Source organism: Alishewanella sp. SMS8 (assembly GCF_030737935.1).
GTDB classification, from domain to species: domain Bacteria; phylum Pseudomonadota; class Gammaproteobacteria; order Enterobacterales; family Alteromonadaceae; genus Alishewanella; species Alishewanella maricola.
On the sequence record NZ_JAPJEA010000001.1, the window covers coordinates 1,046,312 to 1,072,234 of the forward strand.

Annotated in this window: 27 protein-coding genes; 9 read left to right on the forward strand and 18 right to left on the reverse strand. The window is 47.5% G+C overall.

From position 1 onward, the window contains the following. Positions 1 to 98 precede the first annotated feature (98 nt). The 4 genes from prmA to purH all read left to right on the forward strand — a co-directional run bounded on the left by prmA (position 99) and on the right by purH (position 4,244). On the forward strand, positions 99 to 980 hold the full coding sequence (gene prmA, locus ORJ01_RS04790) for a 50S ribosomal protein L11 methyltransferase (protein ID WP_306177129.1): 882 nt from the start codon (positions 99 to 101) through the stop codon (positions 978 to 980). A 251-nt stretch (positions 981 to 1,231) separates the two neighbouring features. Next, on the forward strand, positions 1,232 to 2,203 hold the full coding sequence (gene dusB, locus ORJ01_RS04795; protein WP_306177130.1) for a tRNA dihydrouridine synthase DusB: 972 nt from the start codon (positions 1,232 to 1,234) through the stop codon (positions 2,201 to 2,203). 18 nt (positions 2,204 to 2,221) lie between these two features. Beyond that, complete coding sequence (gene fis / locus ORJ01_RS04800; RefSeq protein ID WP_068228306.1) at positions 2,222 to 2,512, forward strand: DNA-binding transcriptional regulator Fis; 291 nt, start codon at positions 2,222 to 2,224, stop codon at positions 2,510 to 2,512. 145 nt (positions 2,513 to 2,657) lie between these two features. Beyond that, positions 2,658 to 4,244 carry a bifunctional phosphoribosylaminoimidazolecarboxamide formyltransferase/IMP cyclohydrolase gene (purH, locus tag ORJ01_RS04805; protein WP_306177131.1) on the forward strand — a complete coding sequence of 529 codons (1,587 nt, stop codon included), beginning with the start codon at positions 2,658 to 2,660 and terminating at the stop codon, positions 4,242 to 4,244. Positions 4,245 to 4,302: 58 nt separating this feature from the next. Here the strand turns inward: purH and ORJ01_RS04810 are convergent, their stop codons facing one another. Then, positions 4,303 to 4,719, reverse strand: a complete 417-nt coding sequence (locus tag ORJ01_RS04810; protein ID WP_229585280.1) for a gamma-glutamylcyclotransferase — start codon at positions 4,717 to 4,719, stop codon at positions 4,303 to 4,305. Here ORJ01_RS04810 and ORJ01_RS04815 point away from each other — a divergent pair. Beyond that, positions 4,718 to 4,945 (forward strand): hypothetical protein, encoded by a 228-nt coding sequence (locus ORJ01_RS04815; protein WP_306177132.1) that lies wholly within the window; start codon positions 4,718 to 4,720, stop codon positions 4,943 to 4,945. The genes ORJ01_RS04810 and ORJ01_RS04815 overlap by 2 nt on opposite strands. Here the strand turns inward: ORJ01_RS04815 and ORJ01_RS04820 are convergent. Continuing rightward, complete coding sequence (locus ORJ01_RS04820) at positions 4,942 to 5,280, reverse strand: tRNA-binding protein (RefSeq protein WP_226749482.1); 339 nt, start codon at positions 5,278 to 5,280, stop codon at positions 4,942 to 4,944. The two genes, ORJ01_RS04815 and ORJ01_RS04820, sit on opposite strands and share 4 nt — an antisense overlap. A 57-nt stretch (positions 5,281 to 5,337) precedes the next feature. On the opposite strand from ORJ01_RS04820, the gene ORJ01_RS04825 reads away from it, so the two are divergent. After that, on the forward strand, positions 5,338 to 6,081 hold the full coding sequence (locus ORJ01_RS04825) for a ferredoxin--NADP reductase (RefSeq protein ID WP_306177133.1): 744 nt from the start codon (positions 5,338 to 5,340) through the stop codon (positions 6,079 to 6,081). A 39-nt stretch (positions 6,082 to 6,120) separates the two neighbouring features. On the opposite strand, the gene traT is transcribed toward ORJ01_RS04825, so the two are convergent. Further along, positions 6,121 to 6,942 (reverse strand): complement resistance protein TraT, encoded by an 822-nt coding sequence (gene traT / locus ORJ01_RS04830; protein WP_306177134.1) that lies wholly within the window; start codon positions 6,940 to 6,942, stop codon positions 6,121 to 6,123. Next, the gene (locus ORJ01_RS04835) at positions 6,943 to 7,671 is read right to left on the reverse strand and encodes a complement resistance protein TraT (protein ID WP_306177135.1); all 729 of its coding nucleotides are present in this window, start codon (positions 7,669 to 7,671) and stop codon (positions 6,943 to 6,945) included. It lies immediately after the preceding gene. Positions 7,672 to 7,896: 225 nt separating this feature from the next. Here ORJ01_RS04835 and suhB point away from each other — a divergent pair, with 225 nt between their 5' ends. Both suhB and ORJ01_RS04845 read left to right on the forward strand, forming a co-directional pair. Further along, entirely contained in the window at positions 7,897 to 8,700 is an 804-nt protein-coding gene (suhB, locus tag ORJ01_RS04840; protein ID WP_226749478.1) for an inositol-1-monophosphatase, read from the forward strand. A 150-nt stretch (positions 8,701 to 8,850) separates the two neighbouring features. Beyond that, the gene (locus ORJ01_RS04845) at positions 8,851 to 10,137 is read left to right on the forward strand and encodes a mechanosensitive ion channel family protein (protein WP_306177136.1); all 1,287 of its coding nucleotides are present in this window, start codon (positions 8,851 to 8,853) and stop codon (positions 10,135 to 10,137) included. Between the two features lie 61 nt (positions 10,138 to 10,198). Here ORJ01_RS04845 and ORJ01_RS04850 read toward each other — a convergent pair whose 3' ends face one another. The 14 genes from ORJ01_RS04850 to ORJ01_RS04915 form a co-directional block, all read right to left on the reverse strand. Beyond that, positions 10,199 to 10,570: a rhodanese-like domain-containing protein gene (locus ORJ01_RS04850; RefSeq protein ID WP_226749476.1), complete on the reverse strand. Its 372-nt coding sequence runs from the start codon at positions 10,568 to 10,570 to the stop codon at positions 10,199 to 10,201. 59 nt (positions 10,571 to 10,629) lie between these two features. Further along, the gene (gene secF / locus ORJ01_RS04855; protein WP_226749475.1) at positions 10,630 to 11,577 is read right to left on the reverse strand and encodes a protein translocase subunit SecF; all 948 of its coding nucleotides are present in this window, start codon (positions 11,575 to 11,577) and stop codon (positions 10,630 to 10,632) included. A 10-nt stretch (positions 11,578 to 11,587) separates the two neighbouring features. Then, entirely contained in the window at positions 11,588 to 13,444 is a 1,857-nt protein-coding gene (secD, locus tag ORJ01_RS04860) for a protein translocase subunit SecD (RefSeq protein ID WP_306177137.1), read from the reverse strand. A gap of 28 nt (positions 13,445 to 13,472) precedes the next feature. Next, complete coding sequence (gene yajC, locus ORJ01_RS04865; protein ID WP_226749473.1) at positions 13,473 to 13,808, reverse strand: preprotein translocase subunit YajC; 336 nt, start codon at positions 13,806 to 13,808, stop codon at positions 13,473 to 13,475. A gap of 26 nt (positions 13,809 to 13,834) precedes the next feature. Continuing rightward, entirely contained in the window at positions 13,835 to 14,965 is a 1,131-nt protein-coding gene (gene tgt, locus ORJ01_RS04870) for a tRNA guanosine(34) transglycosylase Tgt (RefSeq protein WP_306177138.1), read from the reverse strand. A gap of 109 nt (positions 14,966 to 15,074) precedes the next feature. Further along, positions 15,075 to 16,100 carry a tRNA preQ1(34) S-adenosylmethionine ribosyltransferase-isomerase QueA gene (gene queA, locus ORJ01_RS04875; protein ID WP_226749471.1) on the reverse strand — a complete coding sequence of 342 codons (1,026 nt, stop codon included), beginning with the start codon at positions 16,098 to 16,100 and terminating at the stop codon, positions 15,075 to 15,077. A gap of 58 nt (positions 16,101 to 16,158) precedes the next feature. Then, positions 16,159 to 17,070 carry a hydrogen peroxide-inducible genes activator gene (locus ORJ01_RS04880; protein WP_306177139.1) on the reverse strand — a complete coding sequence of 304 codons (912 nt, stop codon included), beginning with the start codon at positions 17,068 to 17,070 and terminating at the stop codon, positions 16,159 to 16,161. A gap of 157 nt (positions 17,071 to 17,227) precedes the next feature. Beyond that, positions 17,228 to 18,493 carry an inorganic phosphate transporter gene (locus tag ORJ01_RS04885; protein WP_226749469.1) on the reverse strand — a complete coding sequence of 422 codons (1,266 nt, stop codon included), beginning with the start codon at positions 18,491 to 18,493 and terminating at the stop codon, positions 17,228 to 17,230. 18 nt (positions 18,494 to 18,511) lie between these two features. Beyond that, positions 18,512 to 19,189, reverse strand: a complete 678-nt coding sequence (locus tag ORJ01_RS04890; RefSeq protein ID WP_226749468.1) for a TIGR00153 family protein — start codon at positions 19,187 to 19,189, stop codon at positions 18,512 to 18,514. Between the two features lie 142 nt (positions 19,190 to 19,331). After that, positions 19,332 to 20,045, reverse strand: coding sequence for a phosphate signaling complex protein PhoU (gene phoU / locus ORJ01_RS04895; RefSeq protein WP_306177140.1), 714 nt, complete (start codon positions 20,043 to 20,045; stop codon positions 19,332 to 19,334). 47 nt (positions 20,046 to 20,092) lie between these two features. Beyond that, on the reverse strand, positions 20,093 to 20,878 hold the full coding sequence (pstB, locus tag ORJ01_RS04900) for a phosphate ABC transporter ATP-binding protein PstB (RefSeq protein ID WP_371930709.1): 786 nt from the start codon (positions 20,876 to 20,878) through the stop codon (positions 20,093 to 20,095). A gap of 32 nt (positions 20,879 to 20,910) precedes the next feature. Next, positions 20,911 to 22,263 (reverse strand): phosphate ABC transporter permease PstA, encoded by a 1,353-nt coding sequence (gene pstA, locus ORJ01_RS04905; RefSeq protein ID WP_226749466.1) that lies wholly within the window; start codon positions 22,261 to 22,263, stop codon positions 20,911 to 20,913. After that, complete coding sequence (locus ORJ01_RS04910; RefSeq protein WP_306177141.1) at positions 22,263 to 24,125, reverse strand: ABC transporter permease subunit; 1,863 nt, start codon at positions 24,123 to 24,125, stop codon at positions 22,263 to 22,265. The genes pstA and ORJ01_RS04910 overlap by 1 nt, the downstream gene beginning before the upstream one ends. Continuing rightward, positions 24,122 to 25,093, reverse strand: a complete 972-nt coding sequence (locus ORJ01_RS04915) for a PstS family phosphate ABC transporter substrate-binding protein (protein ID WP_306177142.1) — start codon at positions 25,091 to 25,093, stop codon at positions 24,122 to 24,124. The genes ORJ01_RS04910 and ORJ01_RS04915 overlap by 4 nt, the downstream gene beginning before the upstream one ends. 264 nt (positions 25,094 to 25,357) lie before the next feature. Between ORJ01_RS04915 and ORJ01_RS04920 the strand changes: the two genes are divergently transcribed. Beyond that, a complete protein-coding gene (locus tag ORJ01_RS04920) occupies positions 25,358 to 25,855 on the forward strand; it encodes a glycine cleavage system protein R (protein WP_226749463.1) in 498 nt (165 codons plus the stop codon). Positions 25,856 to 25,923 lie beyond the last annotated feature (68 nt).

The following is a 25,923-nucleotide window of genomic DNA, read 5'->3' on the forward strand; positions in this document are numbered from 1 at the left end:
AAAAGGGCCTGCGGGCCCTTTTTCTTTTGGCATTCATTGGATCTCTGCTGGTTGCTGGCGCTATAATAAGCGCCTTTTTTCGCTTGTAGAGAACCGCTATGCCTTGGATCCAATTACGCGTCACGACCACTGAAAAGAAAGCCGAACAGGTCAGCGACATGCTAATGAGCTGGGGGGCGCAGGCGGTCACCTTTCTGGATGCGCAAGACACGCCGATTTACGAGCCGATGCCAGGTGAAGTGATTTATTGGGCCAATACCGTGGTGATGGGGCTATTCGATGCCGAACACCCGATGCGAAAAGTGATTGCGCAGCTTGAAAGCACTGCATTATTTAAGGAAGGCGTCAGCTACAAGCTAGAACAGTTAGAAGATAAAGACTGGGAACGCGAATGGATGGATAACTTTCATCCGATCAAATTTGGCGAGCGGCTATGGGTATGTCCTAGCTGGCGCCCTATCCCTGATCCTACTGCGGTTAATGTGATGCTAGACCCTGGCTTAGCTTTTGGTACCGGCACTCACCCAACGACCGCACTGTGCATGCAATGGCTTGACGCACACATTAGCCATGGTCAAACCGTGGTCGACTTTGGTTGCGGCTCGGGTATTTTAGGTATTGCAGCGTTAAAACTGGGTGCCAGCCGTGTTATTGGCGTGGATATCGACCCACAAGCCATTATGGCTTCACGCGCCAACGCGGAACGTAACGATGTGCTGAATCAAATAGAGTTGTACTTACCTAAAGATCAGCCACAACTTCAAGCCGATGTGGTGGTAGCCAACATTTTAGCCGGTCCTTTGGCTGAACTCTCTAGTATTATCAGTGCCTATGTAAAACCGGGGGGCTTATTGGCACTCTCAGGCATCTTGCAAAGCCAAGCACAAAGCGTGATCGATGCCTATGCCGCTGAGTTTACTTTTGACCCCATTGCCGAACAAGAAGAATGGGTACGTTTAAGCGCCAGTAAAAACGTCTAATTCAGCGTCTATTCAGTCAGGCTGTTGATTTTAGATTGGTGATAAAAACAACAACAACACAATTATCTTTTTATCGACATCAGCACTGGCGCTAACATAAGCTTGAGAAAACACGGCTTTTCAGCCTTTTAGGGAATGTCAATCCCTGAAAGGTCAAAAAAAAGCAGGTTTTGTTTAAATAATAACCTTTGCTTTAGTGACAAAAATCCGTAAACTTAGCGCCCCTTGGAGGTAGAGCCTTGGATTCAGTGGTGCGCATAGGTCCATATCAGTTAGCGAATAAGGTAGTTTGTGCTCCGATGGCTGGAGTAACCGATCACACTTTTCGTGAGCTTTGTCGGCGTTTCGGTGCAGCTTTAGCTGTGTCAGAAATGCTGTCGAGCAATCCGCTGGTCTGGCAGAGTGAAAAATCACAGAATCGCATGGGCCATCGTCAGGAGTCTGGGATCCGTTCGGTGCAAATTGCCGGCAGTGATCCTGAACAAATGGCGGCAGCAGCCCGTTATAATGTCGAGATTGGCGCACATATTATCGACATTAATATGGGATGCCCTGCCAAGAAGGTAAATAAAAAACTGGCTGGGTCTGCTTTATTGCAGTACCCCGAGTTGGTTGAACAGATTATCCAAGCGGTGGTTAACGCCGTTGACGTTCCTGTAACGTTAAAAATCCGTACAGGTTGGGATCCGGATAATCGCAATGGCGTGCAAATTGCGCGTATTGCTGAAGATAATGGCATACAGGCACTCGCGGTACATGGTCGTACCAAAGCTTGTATGTATAAAGGAGAAGCTGAGTACGACACCATTGCCGCAATTAAGCAGCAGGTATCGATACCAGTAATGGCGAATGGTGATATTACCACCCCGGAAAAAGCACGTTTTGTGCTGGACTACACCGGAGCTGACGCCGTGATGATTGGCCGTGCAGCTCAAGGTCGACCATGGATTTTTCGGGAAGTAGTGCATTATTTGGCAACAGGACAGAAATTAGCCGCACCTTCAGTTTTAGAAGTGCAGCAAATCCTGTTGGAGCATGTGCAAGGCTTACACCAATTGTATGGTGAACACGCCGGTGCCCGTATCGCCCGCAAACATGTCGGATGGTACTTGGCAGAACATGATCCACAAGGAGTTTTTCGCAGTGAATTCAATGGCATTGAGCTGGCATTAACGCAGCTTGATGCATTAAATGACTATTTTCATAAACTAGCAGCCACCTAACGTAAAAGAGAAAAAGCAATGTTTAATTCGAACGTTACTTCGCCATTTATTACTAACGCCCACGTACAAACTCAGGAAAAGCCACAGGCTTTATCTAACGCCGCGCAAAAAGCCGTTGCTAACTATCTGCAACAGTTAAACGGCCAAGATGTTAACGACTTGTACGAGCTGGTTTTATCTGAATTAGAACGCCCGCTACTGGAAGAAGTGATGAAATATACCCGCGGCAATCAAACACGCGCCGCTAACTTAATGGGTATCAACCGCGGTACGCTGCGTAAGAAACTTAAACAATACGGCATGTCGTAATGCCCCGCAGGGTTCGGCCCTGCTACCAAGCACCTTCGGGTGCTTTTTTATTAGCTGGAACAGGGTAAAACTTCGCTGCTAAGCTCTGTTCCAGCCCGGCTTACGCCATGTCACTCTTTCTTTTAGCTACAACGAGATAATCCTGATGAGCACACTTCGTCCTGTCCGCCGCGCCCTTTTGAGCGTATCTGATAAAACCGGTATTGTTGAATTCGCCAAGGCACTCAGCGCCATGCAAGTAGAGATTTTATCTACCGGTGGCACAGCTAAATTATTAGCCGAGCAAGGTATTGCCGTAATTGAAGTTTCTGATTACACCGGCCACCCTGAAATTATGGATGGTCGTGTTAAAACGCTACACCCGAAAATTCATGGTGGTATTTTAGCGCGCCGTGGCATCGATGAAGCTGTGATGACGGCAAATAACATCGGCCCTATCGATTTAGTTGTCGTGAACCTTTACCCATTCGCTAACACCGTAGCCAAAGCGGATTGCTCATTGGCGGATGCAATTGAGAATATCGATATCGGTGGCCCAACCATGGTGCGTGCGGCCGCTAAAAATCATCAAGACGTGACAATTATTGTCAATGCTCACGATTACGCGATGGTACTGGCTGAAATGCAAGCACATGACGGTGCCACCACTCATGCTACGCGCTTTAGTTTAGCTATCAGCGCCTTTGAACATACCGCACAATATGATGGCATGATCGCCAATTACTTCGGCACCATGTTACCGGCATATGACACGCCCACCGCGCCGGCGAGCAAGTTCCCTCGCACCTTTAATAGCCAATTCGTGAAAAAACAAGATTTACGTTACGGCGAAAACAGCCATCAAACGGCGGCGTTTTATGTACAAGCCGGCGCCAATGAAGCATCGGTTGCCAGCGCCACACAATTGCAAGGTAAGGCCCTGTCTTACAACAATATTGCCGACACCGATGCCGCTTTAGAGTGTGTAAAAGAATTTGCCGAACCGGCCTGTGTGATCGTTAAGCACGCCAACCCTTGTGGTGTGGCTATTGGTGAAAACATTCTGGCGGCTTATAACCGCGCTTATGCAACCGATCCTACCTCAGCGTTTGGCGGCATTATCGCCTTTAACCGCGAGTTAGATGACACCACGGCGAAAGAAATCGTTAGTCGTCAATTTGTCGAAGTGATTATTGCCCCTAGCGCCACCGCTGCTGCGGTCGCGGTTGTTGCCACTAAGCCGAATGTACGCTTATTAGTCTGTGGCGAATTTGCTGCCGCCAGTGCTGCCGTGGATATCAAGCAAGTCAACGGTGGCATCTTATTGCAAGACCGCGATCAAGCTACTGTAACAGCGGCTGATTTAAAGGTAGTGAGTCAGCGCCAGCCCACCGAACAAGAGTTAAAAGATTTATTGTTCTGCTGGAAAGTCGCCAAGTTTGTGAAATCGAATGCCATTGTTTATGTGAAAGACAGCATGACCATTGGCGTCGGCGCCGGCCAAATGAGCCGCGTTTACAGCGCAAAAATCGCAGGCATCAAAGCCGCGGACGAAAACTTAGAAGTCAAAGGCTCTGTCATGGCCTCTGATGCCTTCTTCCCGTTCCGCGACGGTATTGATGCTGCCGCTGCTGCCGGTATTACTGCGGTGATCCAGCCAGGTGGTTCAATGCGCGATGCCGAGGTCATTGCCGCCGCAGATGAGCACGGTATGGCTATGGTGTTTACCGGCGTTCGCCATTTCCGTCACTAAACATCTGCTTTAACTGTAAAAAGGCCGCATAGCGGCCTTTTCTATTCCAAAGTCACGATCAGTTTCCATCCAGCGTAAAATCACCTGATAAAATGGGCTTTAAATCATCCGTCGCGCGGTTGTAAACATAGACCCAAGCAGTAACCGCTGCACCATTTTGCAGGGTGACGGGTTGTTTAAGTCGCAGATATTCAGTCGGGCTAGCAAAACCAGGGCCGCACTCTTCATAGGCATCCAGCTCTGTGAGTAAATTTGCAGCTTTCGCTAGCTGATAAACTTCACCAACAACCTGCCAAGCGGGGTCGTTACTTGGCACGGCACCGGGGTAATAATCGACCAAATACAGCTTAGCCTGCAAACCACCCAGCCCGACGAGGCTGGCATATTGCTGCAGTAACTGATAGCAACGATTGCCAGCTGCCCGGCGCGGGGCATGTTGGCGAAGCGTGCCATAGACAAATAAATATTCTGACATGAACAAAGTCCAGATTAACAGTAGCCCGCTATTTTTACATAAATTTAGCCTGAACTGCCCCTTCCAGCGCAAAGCTATTTCTCATTGCGCCGCAAACAAGCCAGCTTACCGCTGTTGTGTGGCAAATCCGCTAAGCCATTGGCTGATAAAAGCCGATATCAGCCTGACGCCACAACAACAAGCGCTGATTGGTGACTATGCTTCTTTAGTTAAGCAGTGGCGTTAACCCAACTTAGCCCCATTGGGCACCGGGCTGTCTACTGATACCAGCACGATAGCACCATCTTCTCTGGCAAAACCGGTAACCAGACACTCTGACTGCATAGGGCCGATTTGCTTAGCTGGAAAATTTACTACTGCCATGACCTGCTTACCCAATAATTGCGCTTTACTATATAAGCTAGTGATCTGGGCACTGGATTTTTTGATACCAATGTCGCTGCCAAAATCTAATTGCAGTTTATAGGCGGGTTTTCGGGCCTCAGGAAAATCGTCTACAGCGATAATGGTGCCTACCCGAAGTTCTACTTTGGCAAAGTCTTGCCAGCTGATGGTTTCCATTACACCCTCTGCGTTAACCTGCTATGCTAATCAAATTAAAGTAAACCGGAGAACGCCATGGCGCAATGGTTAAATGCGACGATAGCGGAAACAATTCACTGGACCGGAAATTTATTCAGCTTAAAAGCCAAGACCGGGCCACTCCCTTTTATTGCCGGTCAGTTTGTCAGACTGGCCATTGATGGCCCTGAAGGAAGGATTCAGCGCGCTTATTCACTGGTTAACCCACCTGACAGCGAATATCAGGAGTTTTTAGTCAGCACCGTTGCCGATGGCTTGTTATCGCCGTTATTACAGCAATTAACGCCAGGCGATACGCTGGGTATTAGTCAGCCGGCTACTGGTTTTTTTATTCTGGATGAAGTACCTGACGGCGACAACTTGTGGCTGATTGCCACTGGCACCGGCATAGGCCCCTATTTATCGATGCTAGCCACCGCTGAACCTTATCAGCGCTTCGCCCATATTATTCTAGTACACAGTGTCAGCAACGCAGCCGATTTAGCCTATAAAGACCTGATAGCCAGCTTTGTGGCAAAGTATCCCGAGCAGTTACACTATCAGCCGATCGTTACCCGCGAAACCTCCCCTGGTGCCCTGCAAGATAGGATACCCAAATTAATAAACAGCCAGCAGTTACAACAACAGTGCGGTCAGTTGCTAAACCTAAAATCACAGGTAATGCTTTGTGGTAACCCACAAATGATTACCGACACTAAAGCCTTATTGGAAGGCATGGGTTTAACCAAAAACCTGCGGCGTAACCCCGGCAATATTACAGTTGAGCAGTATTGGAAATAATGTTGTCTTGGCTTTGATAACGTTTTGAGCGTAACGCCGTTAAAAAATGCCGGCCAAAGAACGTAATATACCGTTATGCAAAGAGGGTTCGGCTTCTTCCCACGTTAAATTGGCTTTATTGGCAAAGCCTAGCAACTTCACCTGATACTTACGCCGATCGGTATGTTGCTCCCAGAGCAATTCTAACTGGCCACTATCCCCTTGCCATAAGCGCTGTTCGCTTTGGTCAAGCACAAGCTCATCGCTGTCTGGGGCAATTCGCTCGGCAATTTGAATATCGGCTAACAAGGTAAAGTATTTATCTTTCACCAACTGATTACCAACATATTCTGCGCCTACAATCACCGCAACCACGGCTAAAGCACGCACTACATCTTTGGTATCAAGATCAGTAGAAAAGCCGGCATCGGCATAAACTACACCAGGGCCAGACGCGCGACGGCGCGTTGCCGGCGTGTTATTGGCAACAACACTGCTACCCGGGCGCATAAACTCGGCAATTTGTTGCTCACTCATGCCGTATTGTTCACGAAGCACTTGCTGCGGTGGTTGGTTTAATACGGTTCGAATGTTCACTTGCAACCAATACTGGGCAGCACTGGGGGTATTGACTAACTGATAACCGCGGGCGGTCAACAACGACGCCACATCGCGCATGAGTGGCCGTTGATACTCCGCCGCCGTTTGGCGGATATCTAAAAATACCGTGCGTAATTCGGCTTCAACCGGATCCAAATAAATGGTTTCGCTCATGCGCATTTGCACATCAAGCTTGCCCTTACTCACGGAGGTATGCAGCGCGCCGCAGCCGGATAACAGCAGTAAACCGCTTAAGATCGCGCCTTTGTAAAGCAACGACATTTAGAATAGCCCAGCTAAAGCACGCGCGACGCCATCGGTTAACGGCTGTGCCGCGGTTTCCCATTTTAGGTTTGCTTGATTAGCTGAACTGACAATGCGTGTTTGATATTTACGCATATTGGTTTGCTGAGAATAACTAGACCGAGTACTGCCACTATCACCTTGCAACAACGTATGTTCAGAACGCTCTTGTACTTGGCCAGCAAATCTCTCCATAATTTGGATATCGGTGATCACGCTGTAATAAACATCTTGTACCATGGCATCCACTACCGTACCGACCACGGCCCCCGCCACCGCTGCACCTGCCGTACCGCCAACAGCCCCCCCTGTTGAACGATGGATCACCGCACCTGTTACTGCGCCACCAACCGCACCTGGGCCAGCAGCAAGCGCACCTTGACTATCCCGAGCATTGCTACGACCAACTTGTAACACATTTGCCTGTAACCAGTAGTGGGCTTTTGAGGGGCTATCAATGACTTGATAGCCGCGACTGCGCAGCGTCAAGATCACCTCTTCGCGCACATTAAACTCAGGCTTGTCAGAGGTATTACGAATATCAACATAAACCGTGCGTAATTCAGGATCGACTGGCTCAAGAAAAATACTTGAGCTCATTTTAGTTTGCACATCTAACTGTCGTTTAGCCACACTGGTATGCAGTGCGCCACAGGCAGTTAAACTGAGTAAAGCCGCTACAGCAAGCAATCGAGTCAGTAGGTTCATCAAGATATCCCAAAGGTTTTAAACAAGCATAAGCTTATTCTGCGGTTACTGGCTGAATATTATCTGAACAACCCCAGCAATTTATCACGTTTTTAACCTTTTACTGCAACAGACAAATTAAGAAACACCGAGGCAAATGCTTTACTTTTTTCAAGCAGCCGCTACAATATGCGCCGCTCTTTTGATTGTTCTTTATACAGCTCTTTTTAAAATAAGGTAATCGCTATGCATCCGATGTTAAACATCGCCATTCGTGCTGCCCGTACCGCGGGTAATATTATTGCACGAGCTTGTGGCCAGCTCGACATGGTTGAAAAACTGCAGAAAGGCAGCAACGACTTTGTTACCAACGTTGACCGCGAAGCTGAACAAGCTATTGTTGCGGTGTTAAAAAAATCTTTTCCAACCCATGGTATTGTCGGTGAAGAACATGGCGATTACGGTAACAACGACAGTGAATTCCAGTGGATTATTGATCCGTTGGATGGCACAACCAACTTTATCAAAGGCATTCCACACTTTGCCGTTTCTATTGCCTTAAAACATCAAGGTAAACTAGACCAAGCTGTTATTTTCGATCCGCTACGTGGCGAATTGTTCACGGCGTCTCGCGGTCGTGGTGCACAATTAAACGGTACGCGTATTCGGGTAAATAACCTGCCAGATATGCAAGGCAGTATTTTAGCCACCGGTTTTCCGTTTAAAGCCAAACACCATTTAGACAGCTACAGCAAAATCTTCAACGCGTTTTTTGCCGACTGCGCCGACATGCGTCGTACCGGTTCTGCCGCCTTAGATTTAGCTTATGTCGCTGCCGGTCGTTTTGACGGTTTCTGGGAAATTGGCTTAAAGCCTTGGGATATCGCCGCAGGTGAACTGATCATCCGCGAAGCCGGTGGTATGGTCTGTGATTTTGCTGGTGGCAATAACCACATGAAAAGCGGCAACATTGTTGCAGCCAGCCCAAAAGTATTGCAAGCTATGGTAAAAGGCATGCGGCCACACCTGTCAGAAACGTTAGCAAAATAAGTTACACGCCCAGCGCTGTGCGGCCATCGCCACAGCGCTGATGCTAGCGGATAATCTACTTGCGCATCACTGCACTGCTCACAGGCCTACGCAAAGCCTGACTAAGCTGGACGCTTTAGCCCCCTTATCTCAGCCAGTAAAAGGTTTAGCATGCAAGAACTTATTACCACCATCGCTACCATAAAATCTTGGTCAGAGGCCAATCCTCACCTTGCCATGTGGTTAGGCATCGCGATTCTATTATCACTTTCTTGGCTAGCCAATTTTTTGGTTAAGCATATTCTGCTACGTAGCGTCTTCAGTTTATTAGGTTTAAAGAAAAGTCAGTGTGAACAACGCGGCTTAGATTTTCGTTTTGTTAATCGGCTTTCCAATGTGGTTCCTGCGCTGGTTATATCGACCTTAGTCAATCGCGTACCGCTTTTACCCGAACTGCTGGTGCAGGTTACCATTAACGTGACTAACGCCTTTATTGTGCTGACTATCGCTATTGCGCTGAGTAATCTGTTAACGCTGATTAACTCTTTATACGCCCGACGCGAAGATGCACGCAGTAAGCCGATTAAAGGCTATATCCAACTGCTGAAAATTGTGATTTACGCGGTTGCGGTGATTTTGATGATTGCCTCGTTGTTCGACCGCTCACCTTTGATTTTACTGTCTGGCCTGGGTGCGATGGCCGCAGTACTGATGCTGATTTTCCAAGACACCATCTTATCGTTAGTGGCCAGTGTGCAAATCTCCTCTAACGACGTGATCCGCGTGGGTGACTGGGTTGAAATGCCACAACTGCATGCCGATGGTAATGTTATTGATATCGCCTTACATACGGTAAAAATACAAAACTGGGATAAAACCATCACGACTATCCCAACACGCCGCTTTATGACCGATCCGTTTAAAAACTGGCGTGGCATGCAAGACTCTGGTGGCCGACGCATTAAACGTAGCTTAATGCTCGATCAACAAAGTGTGCATTTTTTATCAGAAGAGCAAATCAAAAAGCTCAGTCGTTTCCGGTTATTAACTCAATATATTAGCGATAAGCAGGCTGATATTGCGGCGTGGAATGCTGAACTCAAAGAGCAAGGTCGCGAGCCGGTGAATACTCGGCGTATTACCAATTTGGGCACTTTCCGCGCTTATGTTACGCAGTATCTAAAAAGTCATCCGCATGTGCATCAAGACATGACCATGATGACGCGCCAATTAGCGCCCACCCCAGAAGGCTTGCCACTGGAGATCTATTGTTTTACCAATACCATTGCTTGGGTTGCCTATGAAGGGATCCAAGCGGATATTTTCGATCATCTGTTCGCGATCTTGCCCGAGTTTGGATTAAGTGTTTACCAGCACCCTAGTGGCAAAGACTTACAAATGTTACGTCTGGCATCAGGCCAAGCCCCCTCGCCAGCATCACAGCAAATTGCCGAGTAACGCTAAAACACAGGCTATGGCGACAGTGTATGCTGCGCCATGGCATGCATTCAAGGCTTAATCATAAAGGCTTAATCAGCGGTAACTGACGCTCTTGCCATTCACGAAACCCACCCGCCAAGCTGAACACCTGTTGATAGCCCATCTGCTGCAGGGTTAACGCCGCTAAAGCCGAGCGATAACCGCCACCACAATACAGTACAATTTTTTGTTTTTTATCGGCAACAGTTTGCTCAATATCACGCTCAATAATCCCTTTGCCCAGATGCATCGCTTCAGGAAAGTGCCCCTGTTGCCATTCGTGATCTTCTCGAATATCTAACAATACATATGGCTGTTCATGAGCTAAAAGCTCATCGATACTGATTTCTTTGATCTGTTGTTTGGCGGCTTCAACCAGTGCGATAAAGCCTGCAGCATGTTGCTTACTCATATTTTACCCATAAAAAATACCAGTCATTGACTGGCATTTTTAACACAGATTTCGCGAAATTACATTAACGGTTCGGTACCTTCACCTTCTTTCTCAGGTGGTGGTGGTGGTAACATATCATCGCGGTTTAAGCCCAGTTGTACCGCAATACCACTGGCCACAAAGATAGAAGAGTAAGTACCAATGGCGATACCAAATAACAGTGCAGTGGCAAAGTTATGGATCAAGGCGCCACCCATGTAAAACAACACAATCAATACAATAATCGTGGTTAACGACGTAACAACCGTACGGTTTAATGTTGAGGTTACTGCGTCATTGACGGTTTCTTCCGGCGTGCTATCACGTAATTTGCGGAAACTTTCCCGGATCCGGTCAAACACCACGATAGTATCGTTAATTGAGTAACCAATCAGCGCTAGAATCGCCGCCAGTACCGTCAGGTCAAACTCAAGTTGTAACAAGGAGAAAAGACCCAAGGTAATAATGACATCGTGTCCCAACGCTAATACGGCGCCTAATGACAAGCGCCACTCAAAGCGCATCCCCACGTACAACAAGATACCAATTAACGCCGTCAGCATGGCTAAGCCACCCTGCTCTTTTAATTCGTCACCCACTGAAGGACCAACAAATTCAATACGACGCATTTCAATCGGCGTAGCAGAGGTTTCGGATAACGCCGCCATAATCTCATTCGAGATCCGGCTTTGCTCTACCCCTTCTCTTGGTGCAATACGTATCGCAACGTCTTGGCTTGAGCCAAAATATTGCACTACCGCATCGGCATAACCGCGTTCGGCTAAAATGGCACGCACTTGGGTCAGATCAGCGTTTTGGGTGTAACCCACTTCGATAACCGTACCGCCGGTAAAATCCAGCCCCCAATTGATGCCTTTTGTGAACAACAAGCCAAACGAGCTTAGCAGTAACACGATAGACAGCATCAGTGCTGGCATCTTAAAGCGCATGAAATTGAGAGGTTCGTTAAAACTAAATATTCTCACACCAAGCTCCTTACATCGGTAACGACTGTACGCGACGGCCGCCCCAGATTAAATTAACCAGCAAGCGGGTACCCACTACTGAAGTAAAGATCGAGGTTAAAATACCGATAGCTAAAGTGATGGCGAAGCCTTTCACTGGGCCAGTACCAATTCCAAACAGGATCAGGGCCACTAATAATGTGGTGATATTCGAGTCAGCGATTGTCGCAAAAGCACGGTCATAGCCTTGATGGATCGCTTGTTGGATCGAGCGGCCTTCGGCAATTTCTTCACGGATCCGTTCAAATATCAGTACGTTAGCATCAACGGCCATACCGACAGTTAACACAATACCCGCCATACCCGGTAACGTTAGGGTGGCACCGGGGATCATCGACATAAAGCCAATAATTAACACCAGGTTAGCGACCAACGCCAAGTTAGCAATTAAACCGAACACACGGTAGTAAATCACCATAAAGATTAAGACCACCACCATACCCCACATAATGGCCGTCATACCTAGATCGATATTTTCCTGACCGAGGCTTGGCCCTATGGTGCGTTCTTCGATGATTTGCGTAGGCGCAATCAGTGCACCGGCACGCAGTAGCAAGGCGAGATTTTGTGCTTCAGCAGGGTTACCAATACCGGTAATGCGGAAACTGCGCCCCAAACGCGCTTGAATGGTCGCGGCATTGATCACTTCTTCCTGCTTAATCAACACGGGCGTGCCATCAGCTTGTAATTGCTCACCGGGCTTATATTCAATAAACACGGTAGCCATACGTCGACCAATCGAATCACGAGTCGAGGTTGAAAGTAAATTACCGCCTTGTGCATCCAGAGAAATGTTAACCTGTGGCTGGCCCATTTCATCGTAACTTGAGCTGGCATTGGTGATGTGCTCACCGGTCAGCATCACGCGGTTTTCCAGTAAGAAAGGTTGGCCACTGCGGTCATAATACAAACCTGAACCGGGTGGTAAACGACCATTCAAGGCCGCACCTAAGTCACCTTGCTCGTCGACTAAACGAAACTCGAGTGTTGCCGTTGCGCCCAAAATCTCTTTAGCTTGCGCCGGATCTTGTACGCCAGGTAATTGCACTATAATACGATCAGCGCCTTGACGCTGTACCAGCGGCTCAGCTACCCCAATTTCATTAACCCGATTACGGATAATGGTGATGTTCTGCTCAAGTGCGTATTCACGAATTTCGCGCAGACGGATTTCGCTTAAGGTCACTTGTAGGCTAAATTCAGCAGGGCCGTCAGTAAACACTAACTCACGGTCCAGTTTGCCTAAGGCCGAGCGAGCCGCTTGCACATCTTCAGCTGAGCGCAATTGCAGTTGCACCATGCCGCGTTCAACATCTGCAGAAACTGAACGGTAGCGCACTTTAGCTTCACGTAAGTCGGCACGAAACGCACCCACCATGTCATTGATGTTTTTATCAATGGCCGCCTTCATGTCTACGGCCATTAAAAAATGCACACCACCACGTAAATCTAAGCCTAACTTCATTGGTGTTGCACCAATGCCAGCCAGCCAATCGGGGGTGGTGGGCACTAAGTTTAATGCCGTAACATAGTTAACAGTACCCAATAAATTAATGGCAATTTGCCGCGCTCGCAGCTGATCTTCAGCAGATTGAAAGCGCGCTAACACCTGACCATTTTCCAGTGTTACCGATTTTGGCGTAACACCTTCACTGATAAAGCTTTGCTCTAACTGTTGGCGAGTGCTTTCTAACACCACGCCCCCACGAGTTGCATTAATATTCAGCGCCGGATCTTCCGGGTATAAATTTGGCATTGCGTAAACTAATGCCAGTAGCAGTACCCCGATAACGACCAGGTACCGCCAGAGCGGATTTTGGTTTAACACGAATACATCCTTTCGTTAGCAGTGCCGCTTATAACGACTTTAAAGTACCCTTAGGTAATACCGCACTGATAGCGGATTTTTGTACTGTGACTTCAGTACTGTCATTTAATGCCACAACGACAAAGTCTTTATCTTCCGCAATTTTAGTAATGCGACCGACAATACCGCCTTGCGTCAGCACTTCATCACCTTTACCTAAAGCCGACATCAGGTTGCGATGTTCTTTTACACGCTTGGCTTGTGGGCGGTAGATTAAAAAGTAAAAAATCAAACCAAACGCCAACAACATAATAATTAAATCCCAACCACCACCTTGTGGTGCGGCAGCGGTATCGGCATAGGCTTGGTTAATGAATAAACTCATGGTTGTCCCCTTAATGTTAAAATCAGTTATTCTGTTAATTCTGCGTCCAGCGATGGTTCTGGCATACTTCTTTTTGCGTAAAATTCTGCTACAAAGGCTGACAAGTTACCAGCGGCAATAGCTGCGCGCAATCCCTGCATCAGCTTCTGATAATGATGCAGGTTATGAATGGTGTTTAAACGCGCGCCTAAAATCTCGTTGCAACGATCTAAATGATGTAAATAGGCCCGAGAATAATTTTTACACGTGTAACAATCACAGTCTTTGTCTAACGGCGCGGTATCGGTTTTATGCTTGGCGTTGCGGATTTTAATCACGCCATCACTAACAAACAAATGACCATTACGCGCATTGCGTGTCGGCATGACGCAATCAAACATATCCACGCCACGGCGTACCGCTTCAACTAAGTCTTCTGGTTTGCCTACGCCCATTAAATAACGCGGTTTGTTCGCTGGCATTTTATCAGTGGTGTGGTTCAGAATATTAATCATATCGGCTTTGGGTTCACCTACCGATAAACCGCCGATGGCATAGCCGTCAAAACCAATCTCTTCTAAACCGGCTAATGAAATGTCTCGCAAATGCGGATACATGCCACCTTGGATAATACCAAACAACGCTGACGGGTTATCGCCATGCGCATCTTTTGAACGTTTCGCCCAGCGCAGCGATAATTCCATGGACTTACGAGCTTGTGGCTCGGTCGCCGGATAAGGCGTGCATTCATCAAAGATCATCACAATATCTGAACCCAGATCGCGCTGCACTTCCATTGAGCGTTCTGGCGTTAACATGATGCGTTCGCCATTTAGCGGCGAGCGGAACTTAACGCCTTCTTCGGTGATTTTGCGCAGTTCGCCAAGGCTAAATACCTGAAAACCGCCTGAGTCAGTTAAGATGGGTTTATGCCAATGCATAAAATCATGCAGGTCACCGTGTAACTTAATAATGTCAGTGCCCGGACGCAGCATTAAGTGAAAGGTGTTACCTAAGCAAATTTGCGCACCGGTGGCATCTAACTCTTCTGGTGTCATGCCTTTTACCGTGCCGTAAGTCCCCACGGGCATAAAGGCAGGGGTATCCACCACACCACGATCAAAAATAAGTTGGCCACGACGGGCTTTACCGTCAGTAGCAAGTAATTCAAATTTCAAAATTTACCTCTTCTGGCCGGAAAAACAGTCCGGCTCGTCATTATTAGCGTTTTGCCGCAATATGGCCGCGCGCAATCGGCGGCCATTATAGCAGTATTCAGCCAGCGGCTTAACTAATAAACATCGCGTCGCCATAGGAATAAAAGCGATATTGCTCTGCAATAGCCGTTTTATAAGCCTGTAATACATGTTGTTGGCTACTAAAGGCGGACACCAGCATAATCAGTGTCGATTCGGGTAAATGAAAGTTGGTGATTAGTGCATCAATGACTTGAAAGCGATAACCCGGGTAAATAAAAATTTGGGTATCGCCACTGTAAGGTTGCAGCTGACCGCCATGCTGTGCCGCAGCGGATTCAAGCGAACGCACTGAGGTAGTACCGACGGCTACTACCCGATTGCCGCGCGCTTTACATGCTGCAACGGCATCCACCACCTCTTGCTCCACTTCAATATATTCAGCATGCATTTTATGCTCTAGCACCGAATCAACGCGTACCGGCTGAAAAGTACCGGCGCCAACATGCAAAGTCACAAAAGCAAATTGCACGCCTTTGGCCGCTAATTGATCTAACAAGGGCTGGTCAAAGTGTAAACCTGCTGTAGGTGCAGCCACGGCACCGGGTTTTTTGTTATACACCGTTTGATAACGGGCTTTATCTTCTTCGGTATCAGGGCGCGCAATGTAAGGGGGTAACGGCATATGTCCTAGCCTGTCTAGCATGGCAAATACCGGCTCATCACCCAGTAACTCTAATTCAAATAAGGTATCGTGCCGTTGACGCATCAGCACTTTAGCGGAATTTTCTAACAATAATTCTGTGCCGGGTTTTGGCGCTTTACTGGCACGAATATGCGCTAAAAAACGCTGTTGGTCCAAGACACGTTCGACCAACACTTCAACCTGGCCGCCTGAGGCTTTTTGACCAAACAAACGGGCGGGGATCACGCGTGTGTTGTTAAACACTAACAAATCCCCAGGGTTAAGCAAATCAAGCAGTTCTTTGAAGATATGATGGTGCAGTTCACCCGTTTGGCGCTGCATGGCCAGTAAACGACTGGCTGAGCGCTCAGCCTGTGGTTGACTGGCAATTAGATGTTCAGGTAACTCAAAACTAAAATCTTTCACTAACATAGCGTTGTCCTTGGCTTTACCGGCCAAATCCGGCGGTGCTATGTTAGCAAGTTTCGACTTACGTTCGACACTTTTTTAAGAGCACTTCACCGATTAACGCGGCCATTTGCTGATAACTACGCGCTTTACTTGACGTTGGACGCCACGCAACGCCGATATCCCGATATGCCTGCCCGGCAGAAGCCGGCTGACTGATTAACTCGGTGCCCTCTAGAACACCACTGTTAATCGCCATCTGCGGCATAAAGGTCACCCCCAGTTTGTTATTCACCATTTGTGTAAGGGTATGTAAGCTGGTGGCAAAAAACGGATTTACCTTACGGCTGTCTTCTAATTCACAGGCTTTTACCGCATGACCCGTTAAACAATGCTCGCGCTCTAACAAGAAGATACTTTCATCTGGCCATTGGTTAATATCTTGATTAAAACCCCGATCTTGCCAATCTTTATGCAGTACTAAATTAAACGCGTCTTGTTGCAGTACTTCAGTGTGCAATACGCCCGTTTCATAAGGTAGCGCCAGCAACACCATATCTAGGCGGCCTTCACTTAACGCATGCAACGAGTTATCTGAGGTGTCTTCGCGCAATAATAGTTGCAACTCGGGAAAACGCTCACGGCACAGTGTCATAACTTCACCCAGCACAAAGGGCGCAATAGTCGGGATACAACCCAACCGAAAAGGCCCGGTCATCGGTTTACCCTGAGATTTAGCAAAATCGGTTAGCTCTTCGCATTGCTCAATAATATGACGTGCCAGCCTAACAACATCTTCACCTAGGGCGGTGAAAATAAAAGTTTTATGGTCACGCTCTAATAATTGCGTTTCCATGGTCTCCTCTAAACTGGCAATGGCCGCGCTGAGTGTTGATTGCCCAACATAGCAAGCATCGGCAGCACGGCCAAAATGCTGATGCTCATGCAAGGCGAGTAAATACTGTAATTGTTTAATACTGGGCAGACGTTTCATGCTTAACCTTTCGCTACAATCGAATTGGTAAAACTTACCTTTTTTAATCGTTTTAAGCAATTAGCATCAGTGGCATGATGAAAGAAATATAAGGTGCAGGCAGACAAGACTGGCTTGTTAGCTGCGACAGCCCTGCTGTCGCAGCTAACACAAAAGTTTAACTGAAAATCGCTTTTAAGATGTAGAAGAACACGATGGCCAAACCTGCGCCGACCGGTAAGGTAATAACCCAAGAAATAAAGATATTACGCACTACCCCCAGGTTTAAGGCCGCAATACCCCGTGCTAAACCCACGCCGAGTACAGCACCTACTAAGGTTTGGGTGGTAGAGATAGGTAAACCAGCACCCGAAGCAATAACCACGGTAGAAGCAGCAGACAGCTCTGCCGCAAAACCACGGCTGGGTGTTAAATGCGTAATCGCTGTACCGATTGTTTTAATAACCCGAGCACCTAAGGTCGCTAAACCAATAACGATACCGATGGCACCTAAAGGCAACACCCACACCGCTAACGTTGCTTTAGCCGCAATTTCACCGCCAGAGGTCACCACACTGACTACCGCTGCCACTGGGCCGATAGCATTCGCCACATCGTTCGAGCCGTGTGCAAAGGCCATACAACATGCGGTGGTAATCATTAAAATACCGAAAATACGCTCTACGTTGTTGTAGTGCATCTCTTTGTCGGCTTCTGGGTCAATTTGAATACGCGAAATGGCGATCTTACCAATAACCGCTACAACCACACCGACGGCAATCGAGATATAAATACCATTAGCGGTAGAAATATCTAAACCAACATGCTTTAAGCCTTTTTGCACGGTAACCAAGGTCATCATTAAACCGGCGAAAAACATATAGAAAGGTACATAACGCTTGGCGTTTTCTAAAGGGTTATCGGTATCAAAAATTAAGCGTTGCGCACTCATAAAGATTAAATAAGCCAACACCCCCGCCAACATAGGTGTCACTACCCAGCTTCCAACGATGCCACTGACTTTGTTCCATTGCACGGCTTCAGTGCCGGCAGCAACTAAAGCAAAACCAATAATAGCACCGATAATCGAGTGGGTGGTGGAGACTGGCCAACCAAAGTAAGACGCTGCTAGCAACCAGGTACCGGCAGCTAATAAAGCAGCGATCATACCAAACACCATAAATTCAGGTGTATCGGCAAAGTAACCGGCATCAATAATACCCGAGCGGATTGTTGAGGTAACAGAACCGCCTGCTAAGTAGGCGCCAGCGAATTCAAATATCGCTGCAATCAAGATAGCTTGTTTAATCGTGAGGGCTTTAGAGCCAACAGAGGTACCCATGGCATTTGCCACATCATTGGCACCGACACCGTAAGCCATAAAAAAGCCAAATACTGCGGCCAAAATAATCAGGATCAGGCCGTAAGATTCTAAAATTGCCATAAAAAATTACCTATTAGGTTAGCGGGCTAGCATAATTTCAAGACGGGAACCAACACGTAAGGCGACATCTGCTAAATCGCCCAACCATTCCAGTGTGCGATATAAAAACATCACATCGACTGGGTTAAGATCCTTCTCGGCTAGCCGTAACTTCTTACGTAATTTAATTTGCATTTCATCGGTATCGTGCTCGATAGCATCCAATTGCTCGACCATCTTAATCACTAGATTAACTTCACGGCCACGAAAGCCCGTTTCCAGCAATTCATCTAGTTCATTAATTACCTGAGATGCCATCTCGGTGGCATCAATACAACGCTGCACATAAGCAGTAAATTCAGTTTGGATTGTTTCAGGAATTTCTAATTCACGCCCCAACACGCGGCCAGAAATATCTTTTGCTTTATTAGCGATTTTATCTTGTTGCGATACCAATTCTAAAATATCGGTGCGGTCGACGGGTAAAAACAAACCACGCGGTAAGTTAATCCGAATTTCACGTTTTAAGCGATCAGCATCTTTTTCAAATGCAACGATGCTCTTACGCACTTCCGCTGCCTGGGTCCAATCTTTTTGATAAACCGCCGCAAAGAATGGCAGTAATTGCTCACTGGCTTGGTGTACTTTGCGAATATGCTCTTCAATCGGCTTTATTGGCGATTTGGCAAATACGGACAAAAAAGTATTAGCGGGCATAGAGGGCCTCATTGATGTTAAGTGACTGTAGTCGGCGCACATTGTAACCGCAATGCCAAAGTAATAAAAATGAAATGTCGTTTCAAAAAAAATGCCCCTGCTAGAACACCAGCAGAGGCACGGCATAACATTTGACTAAGAGTTAGTCGCCACGAACTTCCTGCTCGAGTTTTTCGTGGCTGGCATGTCTAACAACCTTACCTTTAACAAAGAAAATAATGTATTCCGACAAGTTCTTACAGCGATCGCCAATGCGTTCTAACGAGCGAGCCGACCACAACACGTTCATCACTTTAGGAATAGAGCGCGGATCTTCAATCATGTAGGTCATTAATTGCCGCGTAATCGCTTCGTATTCACGATCCACTTTTTTATCTTCTTTATGCACGTTTAACGCTGCTTCAACGTCCATTCGAGCAAAAGCATCTAACACATCGTGCAACATTTGCGCGACATGTCGCCCCAGATTGTCTAGGTTTACCAGCAAGTCTTGTTGATCACTGTTAAAAGACTCCAGCGCCACTTTGGCAATGCGCCGTGTTTCATCACCGATCCGCTCTAAATCGTTAATGCTTTTTAATATCGCCATTATTAAGCGCAGATCGCTAGCAGCAGGCTGACGCTTGGCAATCACTCGGGTACATTCTTTATCTATCTGTAATTCCCAGTCATTGACCTTCAGATCATTGGCAATAACCTGCTGTGCCAATTCACTATCGCTATTGGCAATGGCGGCTAAGGCATCATAAAGTTGCCGCTCAATTAGGCCGCCCATCGACATCACATGATTTCTAATTTGCTCCAATTCTTCGTTGAACTGGCTGGAAATATGCTTCGATAAATTTAATTTATCCATCCTGTTAGTCTCCGTGGTCCTATTCTGGCTTAGCCAAAGCAATTCAGTTAACCGAACCGCCCAGTAATATAATCTTCTGTTTGCGGCTGGCGTGGATCGGTAAAGATCTTGTTGGTGGCATCAAACTCAACCAACTGCCCTAAATTCATAAACGCAGTAAAATCCGATACCCGCGCCGCCTGCTGCATATTGTGTGTCACTATAACGATGGTGTATTGCTGCTTTAACTCATACAGCAATTCTTCAATTTTTAGGGTTGAAATCGGATCCAACGCTGAAGCCGGTTCATCCAATAACAACACCTCGGGCTCAATGGCAATAGCACGGGCAATCACTAGCCGCTGCTGTTGACCACCCGATAAGGTCAACGCATTGTCATATAAACGATCTTTCACTTCATGCCAAAGTGCGGCTTTTTGTAAGGCCGCGGCGATTAACTCGTCTAACTGCCTAGCACTGTTAATCCCCTGCAAACGCAAGCCAAAAGCGACATTTTCATACACCGACAATGGAAACGGATTGGGTTTTTGAAACACAATGCCAACCCGTCGACGTAACTCGGCTAAATCGACACCCGCTTGATAAATATTCAATTCATCTAGCAACACCTGCCCTTCGGTGCTGGCATCATCAAGCAGTTCATTCATGCGATTGAAGCTTCGCAATAACGTTGATTTGCCACAACCGGATGGCCCAATCAGCGCCGTGACACGATTAGCCGGAATGTCTAAACTGATTTGATCCAGCACTGTTTTACCGGCCAAACTTACCGACAAGTTTTGTGCTGACATTTTCGTACTGACATCCGTTAAAGCGGCCATTGTATTCCTCATTTATGACACTTTTATGAAACTAAGACGTATTTTTAAGCACCCTGACTGCGTGTCTTTGCCCGATAGTAACGGCGTAAGCGCATCGCTAATAAATTCAGGCTACCAATTAATAACAGCAACACCAGAGCAATAGCGTACACCCGAGGCTCAGCTGCGTCGGCATTCGAGCTTTGCAAGCCAACATCATAAATTTGCAAACCCAAGCTCATAATTTGCTGATCAAGCTGCACAAACGGCCATTCGCTCCGCAGTGGTAATACCGGTGCGTATTTCACCACCCCAACAAAAATTAACGGAGCAACCTCGCCGGCGGCACGTGACATCGCCAGCACCACACCCGTGATCATGGCAGGAATAGCAACCGGTAAAATAAGCTTACGTAATACTTCCGCTTTGGTCGCACCTAAGGCATAACCACCTAAGCGCAAACTTTGGGGTATGCGTGCCAGCCCCTCTTCTGTGGCGACAATCACCACGGGTAAGGTTAATAATGCTAGGGTCAGGGATACCCATAGCAAGCCGGGGGTGCCAAAAGTCGCTTGAGGGAGTTGTTCCGCGTAAAACAACTGATCAATACTGCCACCTAACACATAAACAAAAAAACCTAAGGCAAACACGCCAAATACCACAGAGGGCACCCCAGCAAGGTTGTGTACACTGAGTCGCACCAAACGCACTAAGCGGCCATCTTTGGCATATTCATGTAAATAAATACCCGCCATAATACCAATCGGCGCAACTAACAAAGCCATTAATAATACCGATAATACCGTACCCATAATGGCCGGTAAGATCCCGCCCGCGCTATTTGCTTGCCGAGGTTCAGTACTCAAAAACTGCCACCACTGCGCCGCAAACAGTTGCAACTTACCCCATAACGACAACTGATTGGGTGAAATCACCCGTTCAATATCGCGACGCTGAAAGGTTCTGCTGCTGTTATCGCTTAAGCGTAATTGCAGTTCAGTCGCATTCTCTTGCGTCACGACACCATAAAACTCGCCTTGGCTAAAATGCCGCAGCAAACTTAGCTGCGCCGGCGTTTGCCAATCGTGGCTCAAATGCTGCCAATACCAACGAAACGCCGTTTGCCCTGCCATCTGGCCTTGTTTGATTAACACACGCTGTGCCTGGCTGTGGCTCGGTAGGCCCGCAGCAGCAAGTTGCTCAGCATTAACTTGCTGGCGAGACACCACCTCACCAAACACTTGCTGCATTTGGCCTGAGATGGGGTATTGAAACTGCACGACTTCGGCTGGCCAAAATAACCGTAAACCACGGCTTAAAATTAACAAACACAATAAAAAAAACGTGAGTAGCGTTAAAGCGGTGGCTAATGCCGAAAAGAAATAGAGTCGCCGCCCGGGCTGCCGATTCGTGCTCATTATTCCAACCTCTGTAAATTACGGCGTAAACGTTGGCGCACTAAGTCAGCTAAGGTATTTGCAGCAAAGGTGAAAACAAACAACAAAATAGCCACTAAAAACAACACGCGATAATGGCTGCTGTCGACCGCGGCTTCGGGGAGTTCGATGGTCAGCGTGGCCGTTAAACTGCGCAGCCCTTCGAACAGATTAAAATTGGTGATGGGGTTATTGCCGGTCGCCATCAAAATAATCATCGTTTCACCAATGGCACGACTTAACCCCAACATCACGGCCGCTAGAAACCCGGGCATCGCCACCGGTAACATAATTCGCCGTACAATTTGCCATTGATTGGCCCCCAGCGCATAGGCACCGGCCGTCAGTTGTTGCGGAATTTGTGCTAAAGCATCGTAGCTTACTGTATAAATGACCGGTAGCACGGCAAAACCCATCGCCAGACCAATCACTAAAGCATTACGCTGCTGATAATCTACGCCTTGTTGATCTAACCAAAAACGTAAGCTGTCTTCAAACAGTAAGCTTTCAAACCAAGAGCCTAAACCCAACGCCACCCAGGCACCGATCAGCAATATCGCACTCATCAGTATTAACGTGGCACCACTGCTATTTAAACGCTGCCAACGGCGGGGTAAATAATGCCAATAATAGGCCAATGCCCAAACAGCCGCCGGCACTAACAGTAAATACAGTAATAAAGAGAGCAAATGTTGCTCTAAAGCTGGGGCCAGCCAAATAGCCGCTAAAAAGCCAATAATGACGGTAGGAAATAACGCCATCAGTTCAATCATGCTACTTAAGCGGCTGCGAACCGGCTCTTGCAAAAAGCACACACTGAAAATGGCGGCCAAGACAGCTAAGGGTACCGCCACCAATAACGCATAAAAAGCCGCTTTTAAGGTACCGACGGTTAAGGGCACCAAAGAGTATTTACCTTGATAAAGCTCATAACCCCCACCGCTTTGCCAAACATATTCGGGTTGTTGCCAACTTTCGTACCAGACTTTTTGCCACAGCGTACGCCATGAAATTTCGGGATGTCGATTGTTAATGGCTAAAAAGCCCTCGGCCTGCTGCGCGTTGAGCAGCCACAAACCGTCATTATTAGGGGTAAAACGTAATTCGGTCACGCCTTTCTGCGCCAAGGAGAAAGTTGCATACTGTGCCTGCCAAATAGGTGAACTTAACGCACTATAAAACACACTGAGGCCACCGTTAGCATCTAATACTGCAAAGCCACGACGGCCTCGTTCGGCAGCAATAGCGACAATAGCCGCAGCTTGCTGGCTAAATGGTTTAACCCAACTCAAGCGAAGTTGCCCCGCCGCATCAGCAATCAAATACCATTGTTTTAATTGGCCACTGCTATCGCCGGTAATTAAGCTTTGTTGGCCTGCTAACCAAGTGGCGGCGGTTAACTGCACCGTGCGATCAGTAAGAGATAAACGCTGCTGACAGCCTTGTGACAATGCCGCACGCAGCAACACACAGGCTTCGCCATCGCGTTTAGCGAGTATAATGACGCGCTTTAACCCATCAATTAACCGAAAATCAGCGGCAAAACCCGCTTTTGCAGCAGCCATAGCCAAATCGTCATCGGCTATACTGGGTAGTATTAATGCCGGTGGCGGCGTGCTAGCAGCATGCGGCTGTAACTGAGCCGATACCGGTTTAAACAATGGCAGCACTTCTAGCAACAAATAAACAAAAATGGCCAATAACGTGGCGATCACACTGACCCCAGCCAAGGTGATTAACGCATGCCAGCCACGGTCTAACCAACGCCGATGGCGACTTCGTCGCTGACGTTGCTGCGCATTCGGTAAATGACTGCCTGTAGGCTTTTCTGAGTTAGGCGTCATAAGCCTAAATCCTCAAACACTTGCTGTTTTAAAGGTAACGGGATTGGCACTAAGCCATCACTTTCTAATAGCTGCTGCCCCGCTGCGGATAAAATAAAGCGGAAAAATTCACGCTCGGCTGCAGCTAACGGCTGATTAGGGGCTTTATTAACATAAATATAGAGTAACCGAGCCAACGGGTAAGCCCCAGATAAGGCATTCTCCGGACTGGGCATAATGGCCGCTTCTTCTGGGCCTTGACTGATCGCCAACATTTTTACCCCAGCAATCTGCTGCCCCACCCCAGAGTAACCTAGGCCGTTCTCACTTAAACTTACCGACCTAACTACAGCAGCAGCGCCCGCTAGCTGCGCGACTTTTTGCTGAAAATCGTCGTTACAAAGCGCCTTTTGCCGAAAAAAAGCATAAGTCCCTGACGCTGGATTACGACCATAGGCGGCAATAGATCGTTGCTGCCATCGCCCCGCTAAACCCAAATCGCCCCAACGCGTGATCGCAGAATGAAGCGCACAACGCCGATTTTGCGAAAAAATTGCTTCAAGCTGCGCCATACTGATTTGTTGTAACGGGTTATCTTGATGCACATAAATTGCCAGCATATCCAGTGCAACAGGCACAGCATAGGCTTCATAGCCAAAACGACGGCGAAAACGATCTTGTTCAGCCGTTAACATGACGCGGCTCATCGGCCCAAGATTGGCGGTGCCTTCAACCAAAGCGACAGGGGCGGTAGCCGAACCACTACTTTGTATTTGAATATTTAATTGCGGATGTTTCAGCACAAATTCACGCCGCCAAACCATCATCATATTATGCAAGGTGTCAGAGCCGGTGCTGGATAAGGTGCCAGTTAAGCTTGCGGTTTGGCTAACACTATTCGGTCGAGTTTCAGTGCTACACACAAAGGGTGTAATCACTAATAACAGCACACTACAGAGGTGACTTAAGCGCATGCGCAGGGTATCCATTGCTATCGAACCTAGTCCAGATGAGTTGCAATCTTAACGTGCCTAAGCAGCAACCCCAAATAAAAATTTAGTATTTACTTTAAAACCATCTGCTTGCAGCTACACTCTATAGCAAGTATTCGACAGATTTTACCATGGGGGTGTTGACCTTACCGTGGCAAATCTTGTTTACTGCGCTGCTTAGAAACATATTACAGCATTAATCGGGCGTTAAGCAGCGGCTATAAATACTTACCCAAACCGGACCTAATGAGGAATAACAGAATGAAGCAGTTAGTACTTACCGTGATCGGTAAAGATAAAGCCGGTTTAGTTGAGCAACTCGCAAAAGTCATCAACGATAATCAAGGTAACTGGATGGCCAGTAACCTAAGCCATTTGGCCGGTTACTTTGCCGGTATAGTGCAAATTGAAGTGGCAGAGCCAGATCTCGCGCAATTAACCGCAAGTTTGCAGCAACTGACGGATCTGGATATTCGTGTACAGCACGGCGAACACATTGAACTCGATAAAAATCAGCAAATTCGTTTTGTGATCACCGGTAACGACAGACCTGGCATTGTGCGGGAATTATCGGCTATTTTAAGCCATAAAGGCGCTAATATTATTGCCTTTGAGAGCAATAAACAAAGCGCACCGAATTGGGGCGTACCGCTATTTCATGCTGAAGCGACCGTGCAACTGCCTGCTGGCTTGCATCGGGATGATGTTATCGAAGCACTCGAAGGGATAGCGACCGATATCGTCGTCGATTTGGAATAATCCGTTATTTTCACGATGCCGTGCGGATGTCATCGTGTTGTCATTAAACTGACATAGTGTGCTTTGCA

What these genes read in the sequence shown, in the direction of transcription:
- ORJ01_RS04885 (WP_226749469.1), bottom strand. Translation starts at nt 18,493, where the DNA reads ATGGCAATTTTAGAATCTTACGGCCTGATCCTGATTATTTTGGCCGCA.
- fis (WP_068228306.1), top strand. Translation starts at nt 2,222, where the DNA reads ATGTTTAATTCGAACGTTACTTCGCCATTTATTACTAACGCCCACGTA.
- ORJ01_RS04920 (WP_226749463.1), top strand. Translation starts at nt 25,358, where the DNA reads ATGAAGCAGTTAGTACTTACCGTGATCGGTAAAGATAAAGCCGGTTTA.
- ORJ01_RS04910 (WP_306177141.1), bottom strand. Translation starts at nt 24,125, where the DNA reads ATGACGCCTAACTCAGAAAAGCCTACAGGCAGTCATTTACCGAATGCG.
- phoU (WP_306177140.1), bottom strand. Translation starts at nt 20,045, where the DNA reads ATGGATAAATTAAATTTATCGAAGCATATTTCCAGCCAGTTCAACGAA.
- ORJ01_RS04880 (WP_306177139.1), bottom strand. Translation starts at nt 17,070, where the DNA reads ATGAAACGTCTGCCCAGTATTAAACAATTACAGTATTTACTCGCCTTG.
- ORJ01_RS04835 (WP_306177135.1), bottom strand. Translation starts at nt 7,671, where the DNA reads ATGAACCTACTGACTCGATTGCTTGCTGTAGCGGCTTTACTCAGTTTA.
- queA (WP_226749471.1), bottom strand. Translation starts at nt 16,100, where the DNA reads ATGTTAGTGAAAGATTTTAGTTTTGAGTTACCTGAACATCTAATTGCC.
- ORJ01_RS04825 (WP_306177133.1), top strand. Translation starts at nt 5,338, where the DNA reads ATGGCGCAATGGTTAAATGCGACGATAGCGGAAACAATTCACTGGACC.
- ORJ01_RS04915 (WP_306177142.1), bottom strand. Translation starts at nt 25,093, where the DNA reads ATGGATACCCTGCGCATGCGCTTAAGTCACCTCTGTAGTGTGCTGTTA.
- ORJ01_RS04845 (WP_306177136.1), top strand. Translation starts at nt 8,851, where the DNA reads ATGCAAGAACTTATTACCACCATCGCTACCATAAAATCTTGGTCAGAG.
- yajC (WP_226749473.1), bottom strand. Translation starts at nt 13,808, where the DNA reads ATGAGTTTATTCATTAACCAAGCCTATGCCGATACCGCTGCCGCACCA.
- ORJ01_RS04890 (WP_226749468.1), bottom strand. Translation starts at nt 19,189, where the DNA reads ATGCCCGCTAATACTTTTTTGTCCGTATTTGCCAAATCGCCAATAAAG.
- ORJ01_RS04815 (WP_306177132.1), top strand. Translation starts at nt 4,718, where the DNA reads ATGAACAAAGTCCAGATTAACAGTAGCCCGCTATTTTTACATAAATTT.
- ORJ01_RS04850 (WP_226749476.1), bottom strand. Translation starts at nt 10,570, where the DNA reads ATGAGTAAGCAACATGCTGCAGGCTTTATCGCACTGGTTGAAGCCGCC.
- pstB (WP_371930709.1), bottom strand. Translation starts at nt 20,878, where the DNA reads ATGAGGAATACAATGGCCGCTTTAACGGATGTCAGTACGAAAATGTCA.
- ORJ01_RS04820 (WP_226749482.1), bottom strand. Translation starts at nt 5,280, where the DNA reads ATGGAAACCATCAGCTGGCAAGACTTTGCCAAAGTAGAACTTCGGGTA.
- purH (WP_306177131.1), top strand. Translation starts at nt 2,658, where the DNA reads ATGAGCACACTTCGTCCTGTCCGCCGCGCCCTTTTGAGCGTATCTGAT.
- ORJ01_RS04810 (WP_229585280.1), bottom strand. Translation starts at nt 4,719, where the DNA reads ATGTCAGAATATTTATTTGTCTATGGCACGCTTCGCCAACATGCCCCG.
- suhB (WP_226749478.1), top strand. Translation starts at nt 7,897, where the DNA reads ATGCATCCGATGTTAAACATCGCCATTCGTGCTGCCCGTACCGCGGGT.
- pstA (WP_226749466.1), bottom strand. Translation starts at nt 22,263, where the DNA reads ATGAGCACGAATCGGCAGCCCGGGCGGCGACTCTATTTCTTTTCGGCA.
- traT (WP_306177134.1), bottom strand. Translation starts at nt 6,942, where the DNA reads ATGTCGTTGCTTTACAAAGGCGCGATCTTAAGCGGTTTACTGCTGTTA.
- prmA (WP_306177129.1), top strand. Translation starts at nt 99, where the DNA reads ATGCCTTGGATCCAATTACGCGTCACGACCACTGAAAAGAAAGCCGAA.